Annotated in this window: 17 protein-coding genes; 6 read left to right on the top strand and 11 right to left on the bottom strand. The window is 65.1% G+C overall.

Features of this window, described 5'->3' with window-relative positions:
• From PMI42_RS34975 to rfaD, 4 genes are all read right to left on the bottom strand, one after another.
• The coding region (locus PMI42_RS34975; protein WP_008144117.1) for an SDR family NAD(P)-dependent oxidoreductase at nt 1–1,366 on the bottom strand (1,366 nt) is incomplete at its 3' end.
• Between the two features lie 99 nt (nt 1,367–1,465).
• Nucleotides 1,466–2,719, bottom strand: coding sequence for an O-antigen ligase family protein (locus tag PMI42_RS34980; protein ID WP_050994436.1), 1,254 nt, complete (start codon nt 2,717–2,719; stop codon nt 1,466–1,468).
• Between the two features lie 53 nt (nt 2,720–2,772).
• On the bottom strand, nt 2,773–4,257 hold the full coding sequence (gene rfaE1 / locus PMI42_RS34985) for a D-glycero-beta-D-manno-heptose-7-phosphate kinase (RefSeq protein ID WP_008144120.1): 1,485 nt from the start codon (nt 4,255–4,257) through the stop codon (nt 2,773–2,775).
• Between the two features lie 12 nt (nt 4,258–4,269).
• Nucleotides 4,270–5,250: an ADP-glyceromanno-heptose 6-epimerase gene (gene rfaD, locus PMI42_RS34990; protein ID WP_008144122.1), complete on the bottom strand. Its 981-nt coding sequence runs from the start codon at nt 5,248–5,250 to the stop codon at nt 4,270–4,272.
• Nucleotides 5,251–5,420: 170 nt separating this feature from the next.
• Between rfaD and waaF the strand changes: the two genes are divergently transcribed.
• Nucleotides 5,421–6,491 carry a lipopolysaccharide heptosyltransferase II gene (waaF, locus tag PMI42_RS34995; protein ID WP_008144125.1) on the top strand — a complete coding sequence of 357 codons (1,071 nt, stop codon included), beginning with the start codon at nt 5,421–5,423 and terminating at the stop codon, nt 6,489–6,491.
• A 10-nt stretch (nt 6,492–6,501) separates the two neighbouring features.
• Here waaF and PMI42_RS38320 read toward each other — a convergent pair whose 3' ends face one another.
• From PMI42_RS38320 to PMI42_RS35005, 3 genes are all read right to left on the bottom strand, one after another.
• Entirely contained in the window at nt 6,502–6,696 is a 195-nt protein-coding gene (locus PMI42_RS38320; protein WP_008144127.1) for a type II toxin-antitoxin system HicA family toxin, read from the bottom strand.
• A complete protein-coding gene (locus PMI42_RS35000; RefSeq protein WP_008144129.1) occupies nt 6,693–6,974 on the bottom strand; it encodes a DUF1902 domain-containing protein in 282 nt (93 codons plus the stop codon). The genes PMI42_RS38320 and PMI42_RS35000 overlap by 4 nt, the downstream gene beginning before the upstream one ends.
• 202 nt (nt 6,975–7,176) lie before the next feature.
• Nucleotides 7,177–8,214 carry a glycosyltransferase family 4 protein gene (locus tag PMI42_RS35005; RefSeq protein ID WP_008144132.1) on the bottom strand — a complete coding sequence of 346 codons (1,038 nt, stop codon included), beginning with the start codon at nt 8,212–8,214 and terminating at the stop codon, nt 7,177–7,179.
• 126 nt (nt 8,215–8,340) lie between these two features.
• Between PMI42_RS35005 and galE the strand changes: the two genes are divergently transcribed.
• From galE to PMI42_RS35020, 3 genes are all read left to right on the top strand, one after another.
• A complete protein-coding gene (galE, locus tag PMI42_RS35010; RefSeq protein ID WP_008144134.1) occupies nt 8,341–9,354 on the top strand; it encodes a UDP-glucose 4-epimerase GalE in 1,014 nt (337 codons plus the stop codon).
• A 119-nt stretch (nt 9,355–9,473) separates the two neighbouring features.
• Nucleotides 9,474–11,276, top strand: a complete 1,803-nt coding sequence (locus tag PMI42_RS35015; protein WP_008144136.1) for an ABC transporter ATP-binding protein — start codon at nt 9,474–9,476, stop codon at nt 11,274–11,276.
• 39 nt (nt 11,277–11,315) lie between these two features.
• Nucleotides 11,316–12,017: a fumarylacetoacetate hydrolase family protein gene (locus tag PMI42_RS35020; protein WP_008144139.1), complete on the top strand. Its 702-nt coding sequence runs from the start codon at nt 11,316–11,318 to the stop codon at nt 12,015–12,017.
• 66 nt (nt 12,018–12,083) lie between these two features.
• Here PMI42_RS35020 and PMI42_RS35025 read toward each other — a convergent pair whose 3' ends face one another.
• Nucleotides 12,084–12,542 (bottom strand): YybH family protein, encoded by a 459-nt coding sequence (locus tag PMI42_RS35025; RefSeq protein ID WP_008144141.1) that lies wholly within the window; start codon nt 12,540–12,542, stop codon nt 12,084–12,086.
• Between the two features lie 320 nt (nt 12,543–12,862).
• Nucleotides 12,863–13,792: an aspartyl/asparaginyl beta-hydroxylase domain-containing protein gene (locus tag PMI42_RS35030; protein WP_008144143.1), complete on the bottom strand. Its 930-nt coding sequence runs from the start codon at nt 13,790–13,792 to the stop codon at nt 12,863–12,865.
• Nucleotides 13,793–14,084: 292 nt separating this feature from the next.
• Between PMI42_RS35030 and PMI42_RS35035 the strand changes: the two genes are divergently transcribed.
• Nucleotides 14,085–14,645 (top strand): hypothetical protein, encoded by a 561-nt coding sequence (locus tag PMI42_RS35035; RefSeq protein ID WP_008144146.1) that lies wholly within the window; start codon nt 14,085–14,087, stop codon nt 14,643–14,645.
• Between the two features lie 16 nt (nt 14,646–14,661).
• Here the strand turns inward: PMI42_RS35035 and PMI42_RS40240 are convergent, their stop codons facing one another.
• Both PMI42_RS40240 and PMI42_RS35040 read right to left on the bottom strand, forming a co-directional pair.
• Nucleotides 14,662–14,817 carry a hypothetical protein gene (locus tag PMI42_RS40240; RefSeq protein WP_008144148.1) on the bottom strand — a complete coding sequence of 52 codons (156 nt, stop codon included), beginning with the start codon at nt 14,815–14,817 and terminating at the stop codon, nt 14,662–14,664.
• 144 nt (nt 14,818–14,961) lie between these two features.
• On the bottom strand, nt 14,962–15,885 hold the full coding sequence (locus PMI42_RS35040; RefSeq protein ID WP_008144150.1) for a LysR family transcriptional regulator: 924 nt from the start codon (nt 15,883–15,885) through the stop codon (nt 14,962–14,964).
• Nucleotides 15,886–16,108: 223 nt separating this feature from the next.
• Between PMI42_RS35040 and PMI42_RS35045 the strand changes: the two genes are divergently transcribed.
• Complete coding sequence (locus PMI42_RS35045; protein WP_008144153.1) at nt 16,109–16,819, top strand: SDR family NAD(P)-dependent oxidoreductase; 711 nt, start codon at nt 16,109–16,111, stop codon at nt 16,817–16,819.
• Nucleotides 16,820–16,835: the final 16 nt, after the last annotated feature.

Genomic DNA, 16,835 nt, shown 5'->3' on the forward strand with positions numbered 1-16,835 from the left:
GCTTGCCGCCACCGCTGGCGGCCGCCAGATCGTGGTCGAGCGCCTGGCAATACATCTCGGCAAAGCGCTTGGTGAGGCCCAGCATCGACACCGGCTCGATCGCCTTGTCGGTCGAGATCATCACCATGGCTCCCGCGCCGGCGGCGAGCGCGGCATCGGCGACGTTGATCGAGCCGAAGATGTTGGTCTTGACGCCCTCGCTCCAGTCGCGCTCGAGGATCGGGACGTGCTTGAGCGCCGCGGCGTGGAACACGATGTCAGGCTTGAACTCGGCCATCAGGCGCATGATGCGCTCGCGGTCGCGGATGTCGGCGATGCGCCCCTCGATCTCGGCCGCCGAGCCGTGTGCGGCCAGCGTCTCCGTGACCGCGTAGAGCGCCGGCTCGGAATTTTCAACGATCAGCAGGCGCGCTGCGCCGAAGGCGACGACGCGCTCGCAGATCTCCGAACCGATCGAACCGCCGCCGCCGGTGACGATGACGGCCTTGCCCCTGATCAGCGCCTCGAGCCGCGCATAGTCGATCTTCTCGCTCGGCCGCAGCAGGAGGTCCTCGACCGCGACGGCGGTAAGGCGCGGCGTGTCGCCGCTCTCCAGCGACGGCATGCGGTTGACGATGACGCCGAGCTTGCGCGCCCGCATCAGGATCGATTCCGGATGCGCGTCAGGCTCGAACGCCGACGGCGTCATCACGACGCGCGCGATCGCCTTGTTGCGCTTGGCGAAGTCGGCGACGACGTCCTCGATATCGTCGATGCCGCCGAGCACCGGCACGTTGCGGATCGACTGGCCGCGATCGGAATTCGACGGCGACAGCACGCCAACTGGCCAGATCCGCTTGATCGCCCCGCTCTCGATGCCGCGCAGCAGCACCTCGGCATCCGCGGCGCGGCCGATCAGCAGCGTCGGCGCGGCATCCTCGCCCCGCGCATGGCGCCGCACCCGCGTGTAGCGGAAATAGCGATAGGTCATGCGCAGCGCGCTGAGGAAGGCGATCTCGAGGAACCAGTAGAGGACGATTGTCACCTTGCCGAGGAAGAAGGCGCCGCGGACATTGGGGGCGACGAAGACGTAGTCGAGCACCAGCAGCGCCACCGTCAGCACCGTGGCGACGCGGATGATGTTCAGCGCGTCGGGCAGCGAGATGAAGCGCCATTTCGTCGTGGTCAGGTTGAAGACGAAGAACACCACCACGCTGAAGGCGAGGAAATAGGGCAGGATCTGGAACAGCAGCGGCAGGCGGTCGTAGAAGAACTCGCCGCCCTCGAAACGCAGATAGAACGCTGCGAACAGCGCCGCCGCGGTCGCCAGCAGGTCGTGGAGCGCGATCAGAAAATTGCGCAAGGTGAGATGCGAAAGACGCGTCATCCGCCGACCGATGAATATCCCGTTGGGTGCAACCTGACCGCGCTGATAACCCATATCAACAAGACTTGCCAGTACAAGGCTTGCCAGCCGCGCGGCCGTTCAGGAACCGGCTTTCCCCGCCTTCGCCTCGGCCTGTTGAGCCCGAAGCACCATGCCGCCGGCAACCCCGACGCCGATGACGTACATCCAGCCCTCGTGGTAGTCGAACAGATGGGAGTTGAACAACGAGGTGAAGACGTTCTGGACCACGACCAGCAGCCCGATCCAGTTGGCGAGCCCGTCGCCGCGGAACAGCAGCAGATGCAGGATCCAGACGGCGTAGAGCACGCCGACGCCGATCAGGCCCCATTGCACGGCGACGTTCAGCGTCTGGTTATGCGGGTTGCCGATCACTTCAGCTGACGCCTGGTAATGGCCGCTCGGGGTGGCGACCTGCTCGAACAGCCCGCGGGTCGAGCCCGTGCCGTGGCCCTTGATCGGCGCCTCCGCGAAGAAGCCGAGCGATTTCCGCCAGAATTCGAGCCGCAGGCCCAGCGAGGTCGGCTCGCCCTTCTCCACATAGCGGGTGTAGTCGCTGGCAAAGGTATCGGCGGTCCTGCGCAATTGCGGCGAGGCCTGCCAAGCGAAGACGGCGCCGACCAGCAGCGCGGCGGAGATGATCGCGATGCTGCGCCAGCGCAGGTGCAGGAGCGCGAACACGCCGAACATGATCGGAACGGTGACGAGCGCGGTGCGCGACACCACCACGAAGGCCATGTTGGCGAAGAAGCCCAGCGCCAGCGCGATCAACAGCGCCGCGAACCCGTAGCGCTTCTGGCGCAGCAGCAGCACGACGGGATAGGCCAGCGCGACCGCGCACAGGGTGAATTCCTGGCTCTGGTTGATGTAGTTCTTGACGAAGATGCCGCGTTCGAGATGGTCGGGCTTCAGCGTCAGGTCGGGATAGAAGACGACCAGCCACGACATCACCGACAACAGCGCGCAGGACACCAGGAAGGCGATGAAGATCCAGTGTCCGCGCGGCGAACGCTCGAAATGATAGAGCAGCACGGGCAGCACGAGCAGCTTGATGGTCGGATTGACCGCATAGAGGCGCGCGCCCCAGGCCGCATCCGACCACAGCGTGCCGACCAGCGCGAGCAGGACCAGCGCGATCGGCGCCGCGGCGATCGGGCGCTTCAGCGATTGCAGGAAGGCGCGAACGTCGAGGAACGGCACCATGCAGACCAGGAACGCGGCATTGAAGATCGCCGCCAGCGAGGTCGACCAGGGCAGCGAGGCCACGGTGAGGATCGCGAACAGGTCGACCGCCTCGCCCCATGCGGCGGGGCTGCGAAAGCGCCGCCACAGCATCTGCCCGGTCGTCTCCCGGGCCAGCGCCGTCGTTTGGCCCGTCACTTGGTCCGTCACTTGGCCCCACCCCGCGCGCGATGGACCAGCGCGGTCGTGCTGAAACCCTGGAGGATGTCGACCAGCACGACCACCCCGCCCGCAGCCTCGACGACCTCGTGGCCGACAACCTGCTCGCGGGTGTAGTCGCCGCCCTTCACCAGCGCGCTGGGCTTGATGCGGGTGATCAAATCGATCGGCGTGTCCTCTTCGAAGATGACGACGAGATCGACGGCCTCTAGCGCCGCCAGCACTTCCGCGCGCGCGCGTTCGTCCTGCACCGGGCGCTCCTCGCCCTTCAGCCGCCGCACCGAGGCATCGCTGTTGAGGCCGACGATGAGGCGATCGCAGGCGCCGCGCGCCGCGGTCAGCACCTTGACGTGGCCGGGATGCAGGATGTCGAAGCAGCCATTGGTGAAGCCGACCCGCAGATCCTGCCTGCGCCATTCGGCGAGCTGCGCGTCGAGCGCGTCAGGCTCGAGCACGATCTTCTCCTCGGCCGCAAGATAGGCGTGCGGCAGGATCTTTCGCCTGAGCTCGGCGGCGCTCACGCTGGCCGTCCCCCGCTTGCTGACCGCGACGGCGGCCGCCGCATTGGCCACGCGCAGCGCCGTATCCCAGCCCGCGCCTGTCGCGAGCGAGACCGCGAGTGCCGCAGCGACGGTATCGCCGGCGCCGGAGACGTCGCGCACCTTCACGGGGACCGCCGGGACATGAACTGCATCGCCATGGCGCGGCACCAGCGTCATGCCGTGCTCGCCCTGCGTGACCAGGATCGCCTCGCAATCGGCCAGCCGCATCACGTCCTCCGAGGCATCGACGATGCTCTGCGACGTGTCGGCGCGGCTTCGGGTGGCTTCGGCAAATTCCTTGCGGTTGGGCGTGAGCAGCGTCGCACCGCGATAGATCGCCCAGTTCAGGCTCTTGGGATCGACGATGACGGGCTTGCCGAGCTTTCGCGCAGCATCGATCGTGTGCCGGATCACGCGCGCCGTCAGCACGCCCTTGGCATAGTCTGACAGCAGCACGATGTCGGCGCGCGCGATCTGCGGCAGGATGGCGTCGATCAGCGCGGTCTCGACGGCGTCGGAGGCAGGCGCCGCCTGCTCCCAGTCTGCGCGCAGCATGTGCGTGGAAAAATGCTCGGAGACGAAGCGGACCTTGCGCGTGGTCGGCCGCGACGGGTCGCACACCAGCACGCTTTCGATTGCACCATATTCGGCCAGCGCCGCGGCGAGCCGCTTGCCCGCATCGTCCTCGCCGACCAGGCCGACGAAGACGCAGCGCGCGCCGAGGGAAGCGACATTGCGCGCGACGTTGCCGGCGCCGCCAATATGGATCTCGCTGCGCTGGGCCGCGATGACGGGCGTCGGCGCTTCCGGCGAGATCCGCGACACCTCGCCATAGACGAACTCGTCCAGCATGATGTCGCCGATGCAGAGCACCGTACGATGTGAGATCGTTTGCGCGAGGGCGTCGAAATCGAGAATGGGCGTCGTCATGATCAAAGGGCCTCAGCGGAAGCGGTCGGGCCGGTCGAGATAATCCCCGACATAGGCCTTCACCGAATCCTCGAGCGTCGTGAAGCCGCCGTTATAGCCGGCACGGAGGAGACGATCGACCTCGCTCTGGGTGAAGTACTGGTAGCTGCCCCGGATGCTCTCGGGCATGTCGACATATTCGATGTTGGGCCTGGCGCCGAGCGCGGCATAGGCCGCCAGCATCAGGTCCTTGAAGCTGCGCGCCTTGCCGGTGCCGACATTGAACAGGCCGGATACCGACGGCGTCGCCAGCAGCCACATGATGACGCGCACGACGTCGTCGACATAGATGAAATCGCGGCGCTGGTCGCCATCGGCGATGCCGTCGCGGTGCGACTTGAACAATTGCACGACACGGCCCGCCCTGACGTCGTCGAAGCGGCGCGCCAGCACGCTCATCATCGTGCCCTTGTGATACTCGTTGGGGCCGAACACGTTGAAGAACTTCAACCCGGCCCATTGCGGCGGAAGCGGATCGCCGTTCGCGGCGCGCTCGGCGACCGCGAGATCGAACAGGTGCTTGCTCCAGCCGTAGAGGTTCATCGGCCGCAGTTTTTTCAGCGCAGGCAGCGAGGCGTCGTCGCCAAAGCCTGCCTCGCCGTCGCCATAGGTCGCCGCCGAGGAGGCGTAGACCAGCGGCACCGCGTTCGCCGTGCACCAGTCCAAGAGGCGCATCGAGAAGCGGAAATTGGTCTCGATCACGAGATCGCCGTCGGTCGCGGTGGTCTCGGAAATCGCCCCGAGATGGATCACGGCATCGAGCCTGCGGCCCTTCAGCCAGTCGGGCAGTTCGGACGGCGGCACGATATCCACAAGCTGGCGCTTGGCGAGGTTCCGCCATTTGCCGTCGCTCCCCAGCAGGTCGCACACCACCACGTCGCTGCGGCCGGAATCATTGAGCGCAGCCACGACATTCGACCCGATAAAACCGGCTCCGCCGGTCACCAGCAACATTCCACCTACCCTGCCCGATCTCTGCGGCCCGATACCTGCCGTAGCGCATCATCTGCCAAAGTGTAAGCATTTTGGGCAGGCGCTTTGGACTCGGCCTCAGCCGGCTTTACCTGCCGGCCCGGAGCGGCTAACCGAACCGCCACATCAGCACGCTTCGGTCCCATTAACGAATGAACATGGATTCGCAATTTAGCGGAGAGACAGATCGGAGCGACACCCGCCCGATCCTGATCATTCCCTATATGTGGATCGGCGATTTCGTCCGGAATCACACCGTGGTCCGGGTCCTCAAAGAGCGCTGGCCGAATCGGCCGGTCGATCTCCTCACCACATCCCTGTGCGCCCCGCTGGTCGACTACATGCCGGGCGTCCGCGCCGGGATCGTCTGGGATCTGCCGCGCGGCCGGCTGGCCGTGGGCCGCCAGTTCGCCCTGGCAAAGCTCCTGCGCGAGCGGAACTACGGCACCGCTCTGGTGCTGCCGCGGACCTGGAAGGCCGCCATCGCGCCCGCGCTGGCCGGCATCCCCGAGAGGGTCGGCTTCGTCGGCGAGTTCCGGTTCGGCCTGCTCAACCGCTGGCGCTGGGGCGAGAAGAAGCTGCCCCGCTTCATCGACAAGAACGCAGCACTGGCCCAGCCTGACGGCGCCCCCCTGCCCCTGGAATGGCCGGTGCCGCAATTGCGGGTCCCGGCCGAGGACATCGTCCGCTGGCGCCAGGCCAACGGCCTCAGCGCCGGCGCCGTGGTGGCGCTGGCCCCCGGCTCGGTCGGGGTGTCGAAGCGCTGGACCTATTATCCCGAGGCCGCCCGCCTGCTGGTCGAGCGCGGGCTGGAGGTCTGGGTGGTCGGCGGCCCCGGGGAAAAGGGATTGGCCCAGGAGATCGTCGCCGCCGGCGGCTCCGGAGTGCGCGACCTCACCGGCACGGACCTGCGCAACGGCGTGTTGGCCATGGCCGCAGCCGGCGTCGCCATCTCCAACGATTCCGGCCTGATGCACATCGCGGCCGCGCTCGGCACGCCCACCATGGGCATTTTCGGCCCGACCAGCCCCTACCTCTGGGCCCCCCTCAACGGCCTCGCCGCGACCGTGGTCCAGGACAAGAGCGTGCTGTCGTGTCAGCCGTGCCAGAGCACGATCTGCAGGATGAACGACCACCGGTGCATGCGGGATATTGCAGCGAGCGAGGTGGTGGGGATTGCGGAGAGGGTGTTGGGGGAAGCGGGGGCGAGGGCCGGGAGCTAGCCGTCGCCCGTCAGAAATGCTTTGGTAGTCCAGCCTGTTTCAGAACCGCATTCGCGGTGTGCCGCGATTTGATGTTGTTATCGACAGTGAAGCGGATACCCGAAATCGGGCTCTGCCAGATCTCGTGATCGCCACGACCTTGCCGGACAAAAAAGCATCCCGCCTTCTCCAGAATTCGTTTCAATTCCGGAGTGAAGCTGTTCATGCAGCTTCTTCTGCTGAGCCGATCCTGATTCGCTTGGAGAAGCTCGCGATCACCTCGACAGGGACGTCGTACCCTTCGGCAGCAGCGTCGTCTTCCAACAGATCGCGAATGAGGCCGGGCAGTTTGGCATCGAGTTCGTCGAGGCTGGCAGCCTCCGCGACAAGGCCCGGGAGGTCCGAGCTCTCGGCAGTCCACACCGATGCTTCGATATCCCAAGTCGCCCTAACGACGATGAGATGGCCCGTTTTCGGCGTTCCTCCTGCGGCGATTTCCGTCATCCGAACAGTCCTCATTGGCCATCGCAACCGCACAGCAAGTCGAGCGTGGCGATGATGGAAGTTTAGACCTGTTTTGCCCGACGTGTCAAACACACTTCGTAAAATCCGCAGATCATTACCCTCTGCTGCCAAGCCTTTGATTTCACTATCGCCGGCTTCTGTGCATGGGGTTGTTTTCGCGGTTTTTGTTTGCGGCCGCACTTCAGAGCAGCGGCCGATAGACCTCGCCAATCCGTGCCGCTTCGGCATCGAGGCTGAACTTTGCCAGCACGCGTGTCCGCCCCCGCTCGCCCATCGCAGTTGCAGCAGCCACGTCGCGCATCAGCGGCTCGACCGCCGCGGCGAGCGCATCGGCATCGCCCGTCGGGATCAGCACGCCCGTCACGCCATCCTCGACCACCAGCTCTGCCGCGCCAGCACGCGCCGCAACGAGCGCACTGCCGGCCGCCATCGCCTCGATCAGCGTCAAGCCAAAACCTTCGTTGCGTGAGGTGAAGGCGTAGATCGTCAGCCGCTGATACCAGCGCTGCACCGCTTCGATCGGCAGTTCGCCGGTGATGACGATGCGCGATTGCAGGCCGGCGGCCTCGATCCGTTTCCTCAGGTCGTTCGCAAACGGCGTCTGCTCCGGCGTGACCTGACCGACGATGACGGCCGTGAAATCCGGATAGCGCGGCAGCAGCCGGCACATCGCATCGACGAACACGTCGGTGCCCTTCTGCGCACGCACGCGGCCGAAGCAGCCGATGGCGTAGCGGCCCGGCAACCCACTTTCGGCGAACGCCGCCGCACGATCGATGGGCGGCGCATAGACATCGGTGTCGACGCCGTGCGGGATCACCGTCGCCTTCACCTTCAGGAACGAGGCCGAGATGTCCGAGGTCGCGATGATCGCGTCCATGCGCCGGATCAGCCAGCGCGTGATCCAGCTGTGGCGCCGCTGTGCCGCCGAGGTAAAGACCAGCTTGAACGGCCAGCCGAGCGCGCGCAGCACGACGCCTGCGATCATCTCGTTGTTGCGCCGGGCGTGCCAGATCAAGGGCCGCTTGCGGCGCCACAATTTCAGCAAATCGCCCACGCTCAGCCGCGAAATCCCCTCCGGCGCGTCCGAGCCGAACCAGGCCGCGCGATACAATTTCGCCAGCCGCGGCGCAACCATCCGGTTGGTCGCGGTGACCCCGGAATAGCGCCTGTGCAGATTTGGCACGATCACGTCGAGATCGCCGGGGGTCTTCGCCACGTCACGCTCCGTTTCGGAAAGCTCCTATACGCAACATTAAGCATAGTGACCAGTTCAGCGCCGCCGATACCCCCTCTTCACCACGCAAACGTTAGCATCCCGCGTTGATCGAAGACGGGTGAGATCATGACTGTGCTAGTCACCGGCGGCGCCGGCTATATCGGAAGTCACACGGTCCTGGCGCTGGCGGAAGCCGGCGAGGACGTCGTCGTGATCGACGATCTCTCGACCGGTTTCTCGGCTTACCTGCCGGAAGGCGTTCCGCTGTTCATTGGCGATGCCGGCGACGAGAACCTGCTCGAAGGCGTGATCGCCCAGCACAACATCGAGAGCATCATCCATTTCGCGGGCTCGGTGGTCGTGCCGGAGTCGATGCGCGATCCGCTCGGCTATTACCGCAACAATTTCATGACCGCGCGCAATCTGCTCAACGTCGCGGTGAAGCGCGGCATTGGCCGCTTCATCTTCTCCTCGACCGCCGCCGTCTACGGCAATCCGGACCTGGTGCCGGTGCCCGAGCACGCGCCGACGCGGCCGCTGTCGCCCTACGGCTCGTCGAAGCTGATGACCGAGATCATGCTGCACGACGTCGCCGCCGCCTATGGCATGCAGTACGTGACCCTGCGCTATTTCAACGTCGCGGGTGCCGATCCGCAGGCCCGCATCGGCCTTGCCACCGTCGGCGCCACGCATCTGCTCAAGATCGCGGTCGAGGCTGCGACCGGCCAGCGCGCCAAGATCGACGTGTTCGGCACCGACTATCCGACCCAGGACGGCAGCTGCATCCGCGACTTCATCCACGTCACGGACCTCTCGCAGGCCCACCGCTCGGCGCTGGCTTACCTGCGCAATGGCGGCGCCTCGACCACGCTGAACTGCGGCTATGGCCGCGGCTATTCGGTGCTGGAGACCATCGACGCCGTGCGCCGGGTCTCGGGGCGCAGCTTCGCCGTGCAATATGCCCCGCGCCGGCCTGGCGACATCATGACCATGGTCGCCGACACCAGCCGCATCCGCGGCCTGCTCGACTGGAAGCCGCAGTATGAGGACCTCAAGACCATCGCAGCCCATGCGCTGGCCTGGGAGGAGAAGCTGTACCGCGAGCGCCATGGCGAACTGCGCCACGCCGCCTCGGCCTAGATTCCGTTCCAGCGCAAGCCCTTAATTGGGCTTGAAAAACCCCGCCTGAGCGGGCACAGAGGCCATTCGATCCCTGACGCGCGGGCAGGCTTTCCGCCTGAGCCGTCAATGGACACCGGATGGCCCAGTTTCCAAAGAAAATCACCGACGATCCCTATGCGGCCATGGCCCTCATTCGCCGCCTGGTCACGGAACAAGGCGTCGTCTACTGGCGGCGCTACCTCGTTGCCTTCTCGCTGATGGCGCTTGCCGCCGGCTCGACCGCATGCGCGACCTATGTGCTCGGCCAGGTCATCAACCAGGCCTATGTCGACAAGAACATCCCGGGCATCGCGATGTTCTCCGGGATCACCGTGATCCTTCTGTTCATCAAGGGCGTGGCGACCTACGGCCACATGGTGATCCTGACCAAGATCAGTAACGCCATCCTCGCCACCAACCAGCGCCAGCTGTTCGCCAAGCTGATGCGCGAGAGCATCGGCTTCTTCTCGGAGCGCCACTCGTCCGAATTCCTGGCACGGCTGACGGCCGGCGCCAAATCCATCACCGACGTCCTCAACATGCTGGTCAACGCCATCGGGCGGGACTTGCTGATGCTGCTCGCCATGATCGGCGTGATGGTGTGGCAGGACCCCGTGATGTCGTTCATCGGCCTCGTCGTGGTGCCGCCGGCGATGCTGGTGCTGCGCAAGCTGGTCAAGCGTATCAAGGGCCTCGCCTACAACCAGTTCACCGGCACCGCCGACATCATGGAGACGATGCAGGAATCGCTGCAGGGCATCCGCACCGTCAAGGCCTTCACGCTCGAAGACACCATGCAGAAGCGCATCGACGAGAACATCGGGATCGTCGAGCGCAATGCCAACAAGATGGCTCGCGTCGCCAACCGCTCCAATCCGCTGATGGAGATGCTGGGCGGCTTCGCGGTCGCCGGCTGCCTGATGTACGGCGGCTACAGCGTGGTCGCGCTCAACGCCACGCCGGGCGCGTTCTTCTCCTTCATGACCGCCTTCCTGATGGCGACCGAGCCGGCCAAGCGGCTGGCGCGGCTCAACATCGATCTCAACAGCCAGCTCGTCGGCGCCCGCATGCTGCTCGAGATCGTCGACAGCCCGGCCAGCGAGCATTCCGATGACGACAAGCCGGCGCTGAAGCTCACCGACGCCCGCATCGAGCTGCGCGACGTCAGCTTCTCCTATCGCTCCAGCGAGACCGTGCTCAACCGCATGAGTTTTGTCGCCGAGCCCGGCAAGGTCACCGCGCTGGTCGGCCCCTCCGGCGGCGGCAAGTCGACCGTGCTGGGGCTGCTGCTGCGGTTCTACGAGGTCACGCAGGGCGACATCGTGATCGACGGCCAGTCGATCGGCGCGGTCTCGCGCAAATCGCTGCGGGCGCAGACCGCCTATGTCGGCCAGGACGTCTATCTGTTCCGCGACACCATCCGCAACAACATCGCCTTCGGCAAGCCGGGCGCGAGCGAGGATGAGATCATCGACGCCGCGAAGGCGGCCTGCGCGCATGATTTCATCATGGGCTTCCCGCTCGGCTACGACACCCCGGTCGGCGAGCACGGCACCCAGCTGTCCGGCGGCCAGCGCCAACGCATCGCGGTGGCGCGCGCACTGATCAAGAACGCGCCGGTCATCCTGCTGGATGAGGCCACCGCCGCACTGGATTCGGAGTCCGAGCGGCAGGTGCAGGAGGCGATCGAGCATCTCTGCCAGAACCGCACCACCATCGTGATCGCCCATCGCCTGCACACCATCATGCACGCAGACAGCATCCTGGTGGTCGAGGGCGGCGAGATCGTCGAGCAGGGCCGCCATGACGAGCTCCTGCGCCGCTCCGGCCGCTACGCCTCGTTCTTCCGCCTGCAACATCACGACGCCGGCGCTCTGGCGCCGATCGGCGCAACCGCATAGAATTCCCTATCACCCCACCAAGAGCAGCGAGACCGCTCCATGAACGCCGCCTCCTACGTCATTCCGCTTCCGCCCCAGGCTTCGCTTCCCGTCGTCGGGGAGAGCGGCCGTTACCCGGTGCGCCGCATCTGGTGCGTCGGCCGCAACTATCTCGAGCACATCCGCGAGATGGGCAACGACGAGCGCGCGCCGCCGTTCTTCTTCGCCAAGCACGCCGACATGCTGGTGCCCGATGGCGCCACCATCCCCTATCCGCCGCTGACCAAGGATTTCCATCACGAGGTCGAGCTGATCGTCGCGCTCAAGAGCGGCGGCCTCAACATTCCCGCCGACAAGGCGCTCGACCATGTCTACGGCTACGCCGTCGGCATCGACCTCACCCGCCGCGACCTCCAGATCGCCTCGCGCAAGAAGGAGCGCCCCTGGGAAATCGGCAAGTCGTTCGACGGCTCGGCGCCGGCATCTGCCGTGCAGCCGGCCTCGAAGATCGGTCACCCCTCCAAGGGCAAGATCTGGCTGACGGTGAACGGCAAGGAAGCCCAGACCGGCGACCTCGAGCAGATGATCTGGAACGTGCCGGAGACGATCTGGCAGCTTTCGCAGCAGGTGAAGCTCGCCGCCGGCGACATCATCATGACGGGCACGCCGGCCGGCGTGTCGCAGCTCCAGCCGGGTGACAAGCTCGAATGCGGCGTTGACGGCGTCGGCACGCTGAAGGTGAGCATCGGGCAGCCGGAATAGGCCGCGCGATATCCCGAAATCAAAAGGCCCCGGATGCGTCCGGGGCCTTTTCTATTCAGACGTCATCTACCAGGCCTTCACCGGTCGATTGGCGTGGCTTGTCTGCGGCACACCGCGATTGAGCGACATGTGGGAATGCACGCACAGCCAGCCGTCGGCGGTTTTCGAGAACACCATTGTCGCCCGGCCCGGACGCGGAAACGCACTGCCATCGGGATGATAGCCCGTGCTCGTCCACGGCGCGATCACGGTTGCCATGGTGCCATCGGGTGACGCCAGAATGGCGGTCTGATCGAGCACGAAACGGAAGTCGGTCGTCTTTGGCCAGACGTTATTCCATTGCGTGGTGACCCACTGATCGAGGCCGGGGATGACATCATTATGCGTTCCGAAGGCGAGCACCTCGGGGTGAAACAGCGGCCGCGCCGAAGCGTAGTCGACCTCGCGGACATAGCCCGCGAAGGTTTCCAGCCATTGGCGGAAAAATTGTACTATCTCGGTGTTCGCGGTCGGCAAGGAGGCCATCGCCTGCTCCATGTTCGGCAACTCAATCGCAGCAATCGTTGTTGCCATGGACCGAACCATCCAGCAAGATTCGCATGGCGCGGCCGAGGCCACCACAGACAATGCATTGACTTCGAGAGGCGTCTCTGATGACGAGCACGACCACCGAGATAGAAGCGCTGCTGATGCAGCGCTAGCTCACCGATCTGCAGCATGCTCCGGGGTTTTTCGTGGGGCGGATTAGCGAAGCGTAATCCGCCAACGCTTCGCGCTGCAGCCCACGGCGTCAACTGCCGATCTGTCGACTGGTGGATTACGCTTCGCTAATCCACCCTACGCACCTACCGTAGCGCCGACAGCACGATGAGGCCGAGGATCAGCGCCGTCAGCGAGTATTTCAGCGTGTAGTAGACGTTGCGATTCCACGCCTTGACCTTGCGGCTGGCGAGATGGATCTCGTAGAGCTTGCCGAACACCTTGTTGAGCACGCCAACGCTCTCGCCATCGACGTTCTGGGTCGCCGACGCCTTGACGATATGATGGCTGACCCAGCGGTTGATCGCGGTCATGAAGCCATACTTCATCGGACGTTCGACGTCGCAGAACAGGATGATGCGGTTGACGTCGGTCGCATTCTCCGCGCTGTGAATGAAAGTCTCGTCGAACATGAAGGCCTCGCCGTCGCGCCAGACGCATTCGACACCGTCGACCAGGATGCGGCACTTGTTCGAGTTCGGCGTGACAAGGCCGAGGTGGTAACGCAGCGAACCGGCGAAGGGATCGCGGTGCGCGCCGAGCTTGCCGCCGGGCGGCAGCATCGCGAACATGGCGCCATGCACGCTCGGGATCGACTTGAGCAGCTCCACCGTCTTCGGGCACAGCGTGTTCGCCGACGGCAGGAAGTCGTCGTACCATTTCAGGTAAAACCGCTTCCAGCCGCTCTTGAAGAACGAGTAGAAGCCCCAGTCGTTGTTCTTGGCAGCTGCGCGAATGAAGCCCTCGTCGAACAGGCGCACGGCCTCGTCGCGAATGGTCTCCCAGTTTTCGCTGAGCGGCTTCAGCTCGGGAAACTGCTCGACCGGGATCACCGGCCTGTTCGGCACGGCGGAGCCTGCGTACATCAGCACATTGTAGGGGGCGAGGTAGGTCGAGTGATCGCCAAGCTGGCGCGCGAAGCGCAGCCGCTGCTTGCCGCGGAAGTGAACGTAGATCGTCGAAGCCGCAAGCACATACAAAATGACGAGTTGCGGTGCAAAAAGCTGTTTCAGCATTTCCCCAAATCCCGAGTAACCCAGCCGGGGACGTCATCTACTCTGAGCCGGCCCAAGCGGCAAGATATTGGCATCCTGAGGCTGTTCCTCCGCAGGTCGTGATCGACGCGACACAGGGGCGCGCGCGCAATTAGAAATCGCGCGCCGCCTCCACGTCAATCCCCGCGTTGCGGCCGGTTCCCGGCATGGTATTCTGATCCCCGTGGGTGGGAAGTCGGGGTGCGTCTTGGGGATATGGCGATCGTTGGCGGGCAGTGCGCTCGCACTGTTTTTGCTTGGAACGTCCGCAGCTGTGAATGGTCAAGCCGCTTCGCCGCGACCGCAGCAGGGCAAGGCGCCGGATCCGGAGCTCCGCGGCCAGTGGCTGCGAGCCGGGCCGGGATTTGCCTGCAAGGTCGAAACGGGTAAACGCGGCACCCCGCCCGATCCCGACGTGCTCAGCTTTGCCTGCCTGCGCATGGGCGCGCTCGGCGTCGGCATCTCGGAGGGGTCACTCAAGGCCGTGCTCGGCGAGCCGCACCGCAAGCTGCCGCCGGCCCACGACGCCACGAATTATGTGTACTTCCTCGGCAAGGCCGATCAGTTTCCCTATCTCGCCGCAACCGTGAAAGCGAACCGCGTGATCGCGCTTCAGATCAGCGGACCGACGCCGGTCGCCGGCTATAGCTTCAACCAGATCAATCTCGGTGACGGCACAGAAAGACTTCTGGCGCAGCTCGGCAGCCCCTTCAATGTCGGCCCGAGCGGACTCGAGAAGACCGAGCTCTGGACCTATGGGCCATGGCCGTTCTCATTCGAGGTGCGCGAGAACCGCGTCACCTCGATCCGGATCAATGATCCGACCGTCAAGTAGATCTGATTGTGCCGGGTTACGCCCGCGACAGCGCTTGCAGGCCCTTGAAGGTCAGGCGCTTGGGATCGGTGACGCCGGCGAGATAGAGCCGGCGGATAAAGGCAACGACGGCGCTGCGGTCGCAATCGGTCAACGCGACGACGGCGTCGACCGCGATCTTCTGGGCTTCCATTGGGCTCACCTCGGCCTTGCGAGTAACCCCGGCCGAGACAGGCTAGGACTCACCGGTTAATCCGGCGTTAACCGTTCTGGCAGCATGGCCGATTCAGCCCGGCGGCCGTATACGCAAAACAACGCATTGCGGGCGCGCCACGGCTCAGCTCGCGGTGACGCTCTTCCTCAGCAGTGCAAACTGCTTCTTCAGCCGGGGCACGGCAAAATCGGTGAACGCCCGAACCTTGGGCACCGAAAGCCGCCCTTGCGGGCAGACCAAATGCGCGGGCATTTCCGGATCCTGCTCGCCCGCCAGCACGATCTCGAGCTCGCCGCGCGCGACCTGCTCGGCCACCTGGTACGAATACATCCGCGCGACACCGCGCCCGGCGACCGCGGAGGCCACGGCCGCATAGGTGCTGTTGACGACGAGGCGCGGTGTGAACTGGACGGTCCGGAAAGCCGATGAGCCCGCCGGCGCGGCAAAGGTCCATGAATTGGGAAGGTGCGCCATCGCCACGATCTGGTGCTTGGCGAGATCGCCGGGTTCAGTGATACGCGGATGCTGCTTCAGATAGCGCGGGGCCGCGACCACGACCCGGCTGATCTCGCCGACCCGCATCGCCACCATCGCCGAATCCGCCAGATGACCAATGCGAAGCGCGATATCGACGCCCTCCTCGATCAGGTTGACGGCACGGTCGAACAGCAGGAGCTTTGCCGACACCGTCGGATAGGCGTCCAGAAACCCGTCGAGGATCGGCCGCAGCACCATCTCGCCCGACACCACCGGGGCGGTGATCGTGAGCAGGCCGCGCGGCGCCGTGCGCGGTCCGGCCGCGATGTCGTCGGCCTCCTCCAGCTCGGTGAGCACACGACGGCAGACCGCGACATAGCGCTCGCCCTCCTCGCTCAGCTTGATCGAGCGCGTGGTCCGGTGCAGCAGCTCGGCGCCAACGTGCTCCTCCAGAAAGGCGATGGCGCGGCTGACTGCCGCCGGCGAACGGCCGAGCTTGCGACCCGCGGCAGCAAGGCTTCCCTCGTCCACCGCAAGGACGAACACATTCATCGCATCCAGACGATCCATGCTGTCCCGCCGCCCCTTCAAATTCCCGTAACAGGCTAGGCGTTCCCCATCGCCGCGACAACTGCCGTCAAGGGCCGCAAAGGGCCGATCCGGCATTCATTCGCGCCGCGTAACAGAGTCTGCCGGACAACGTGTATTCGCAGCCGGGCCGCTGCGGCCTACCTCAGCGTGCAAGCCAGCCGCTGCTGGCGCAGGTTCTGAAAGCCAACAACAGGAGTCCGTCATGGGCATCGAACAGAAGGTCGCCATCATCACCGGTGCGTCGCAAGGCATCGGCGCCGCCCTGGTACGGGGTTTTCGCGACCGCAATTATCGCGTTGTCGCAACGGCGCGCTCCATCAAGCCATCAGGCGAGGACGACGTGCTTGCCGTTCCCGGCGACATCGCCGACCGGGCCACTGCCGAGCGCGTCGTGTCGCAGGCCGTCGCGCGTTTCGGCCGCGTCGACACGCTGGTCAACAATGCCGGCATCTTCGTCGCCAAGCCGTTCACGCAATACACGGCCGAAGACTACGCGGCGGTGATGGGCACCAACGTCGCAGGCTTCTTCCACATCACGCAGCTCGCCATCGCCGAGATGGAGAAGGAGGGTTCCGGCCACGTCGTCCAGATCACGACGACGCTGGTGGATCAGGCCAATTCGAACGTGCCCTCGGTGCTGGCCTCACTGAGCAAGGGCGGGTTGAGCGCCGCAACCAAGTCGCTGGCGATCGAATATGCCAAGCGCGGCATCCGCGTGAACGCGGTATCGCCCGGCATCATCAAGTCGCCGATGCACCCGGTCGAAACGCATGCCCAGCTCGGCGCGCTGCATCCGGTCGGCCACATGGGCGAGATGTCCGACATCGTCAATGCCGTGCTCTATCTCGAGGGGGCCTCCTTCGTCACCGGCGAGATCCTGCATGTCGACGGCGGCCAGAGCGCCGGCCACTGAGCCGAGGAGCAAGATG

It is taken from the genome of Bradyrhizobium sp. YR681, from assembly GCF_000282615.1.
Taxonomy (GTDB): domain Bacteria; phylum Pseudomonadota; class Alphaproteobacteria; order Rhizobiales; family Xanthobacteraceae; genus Bradyrhizobium.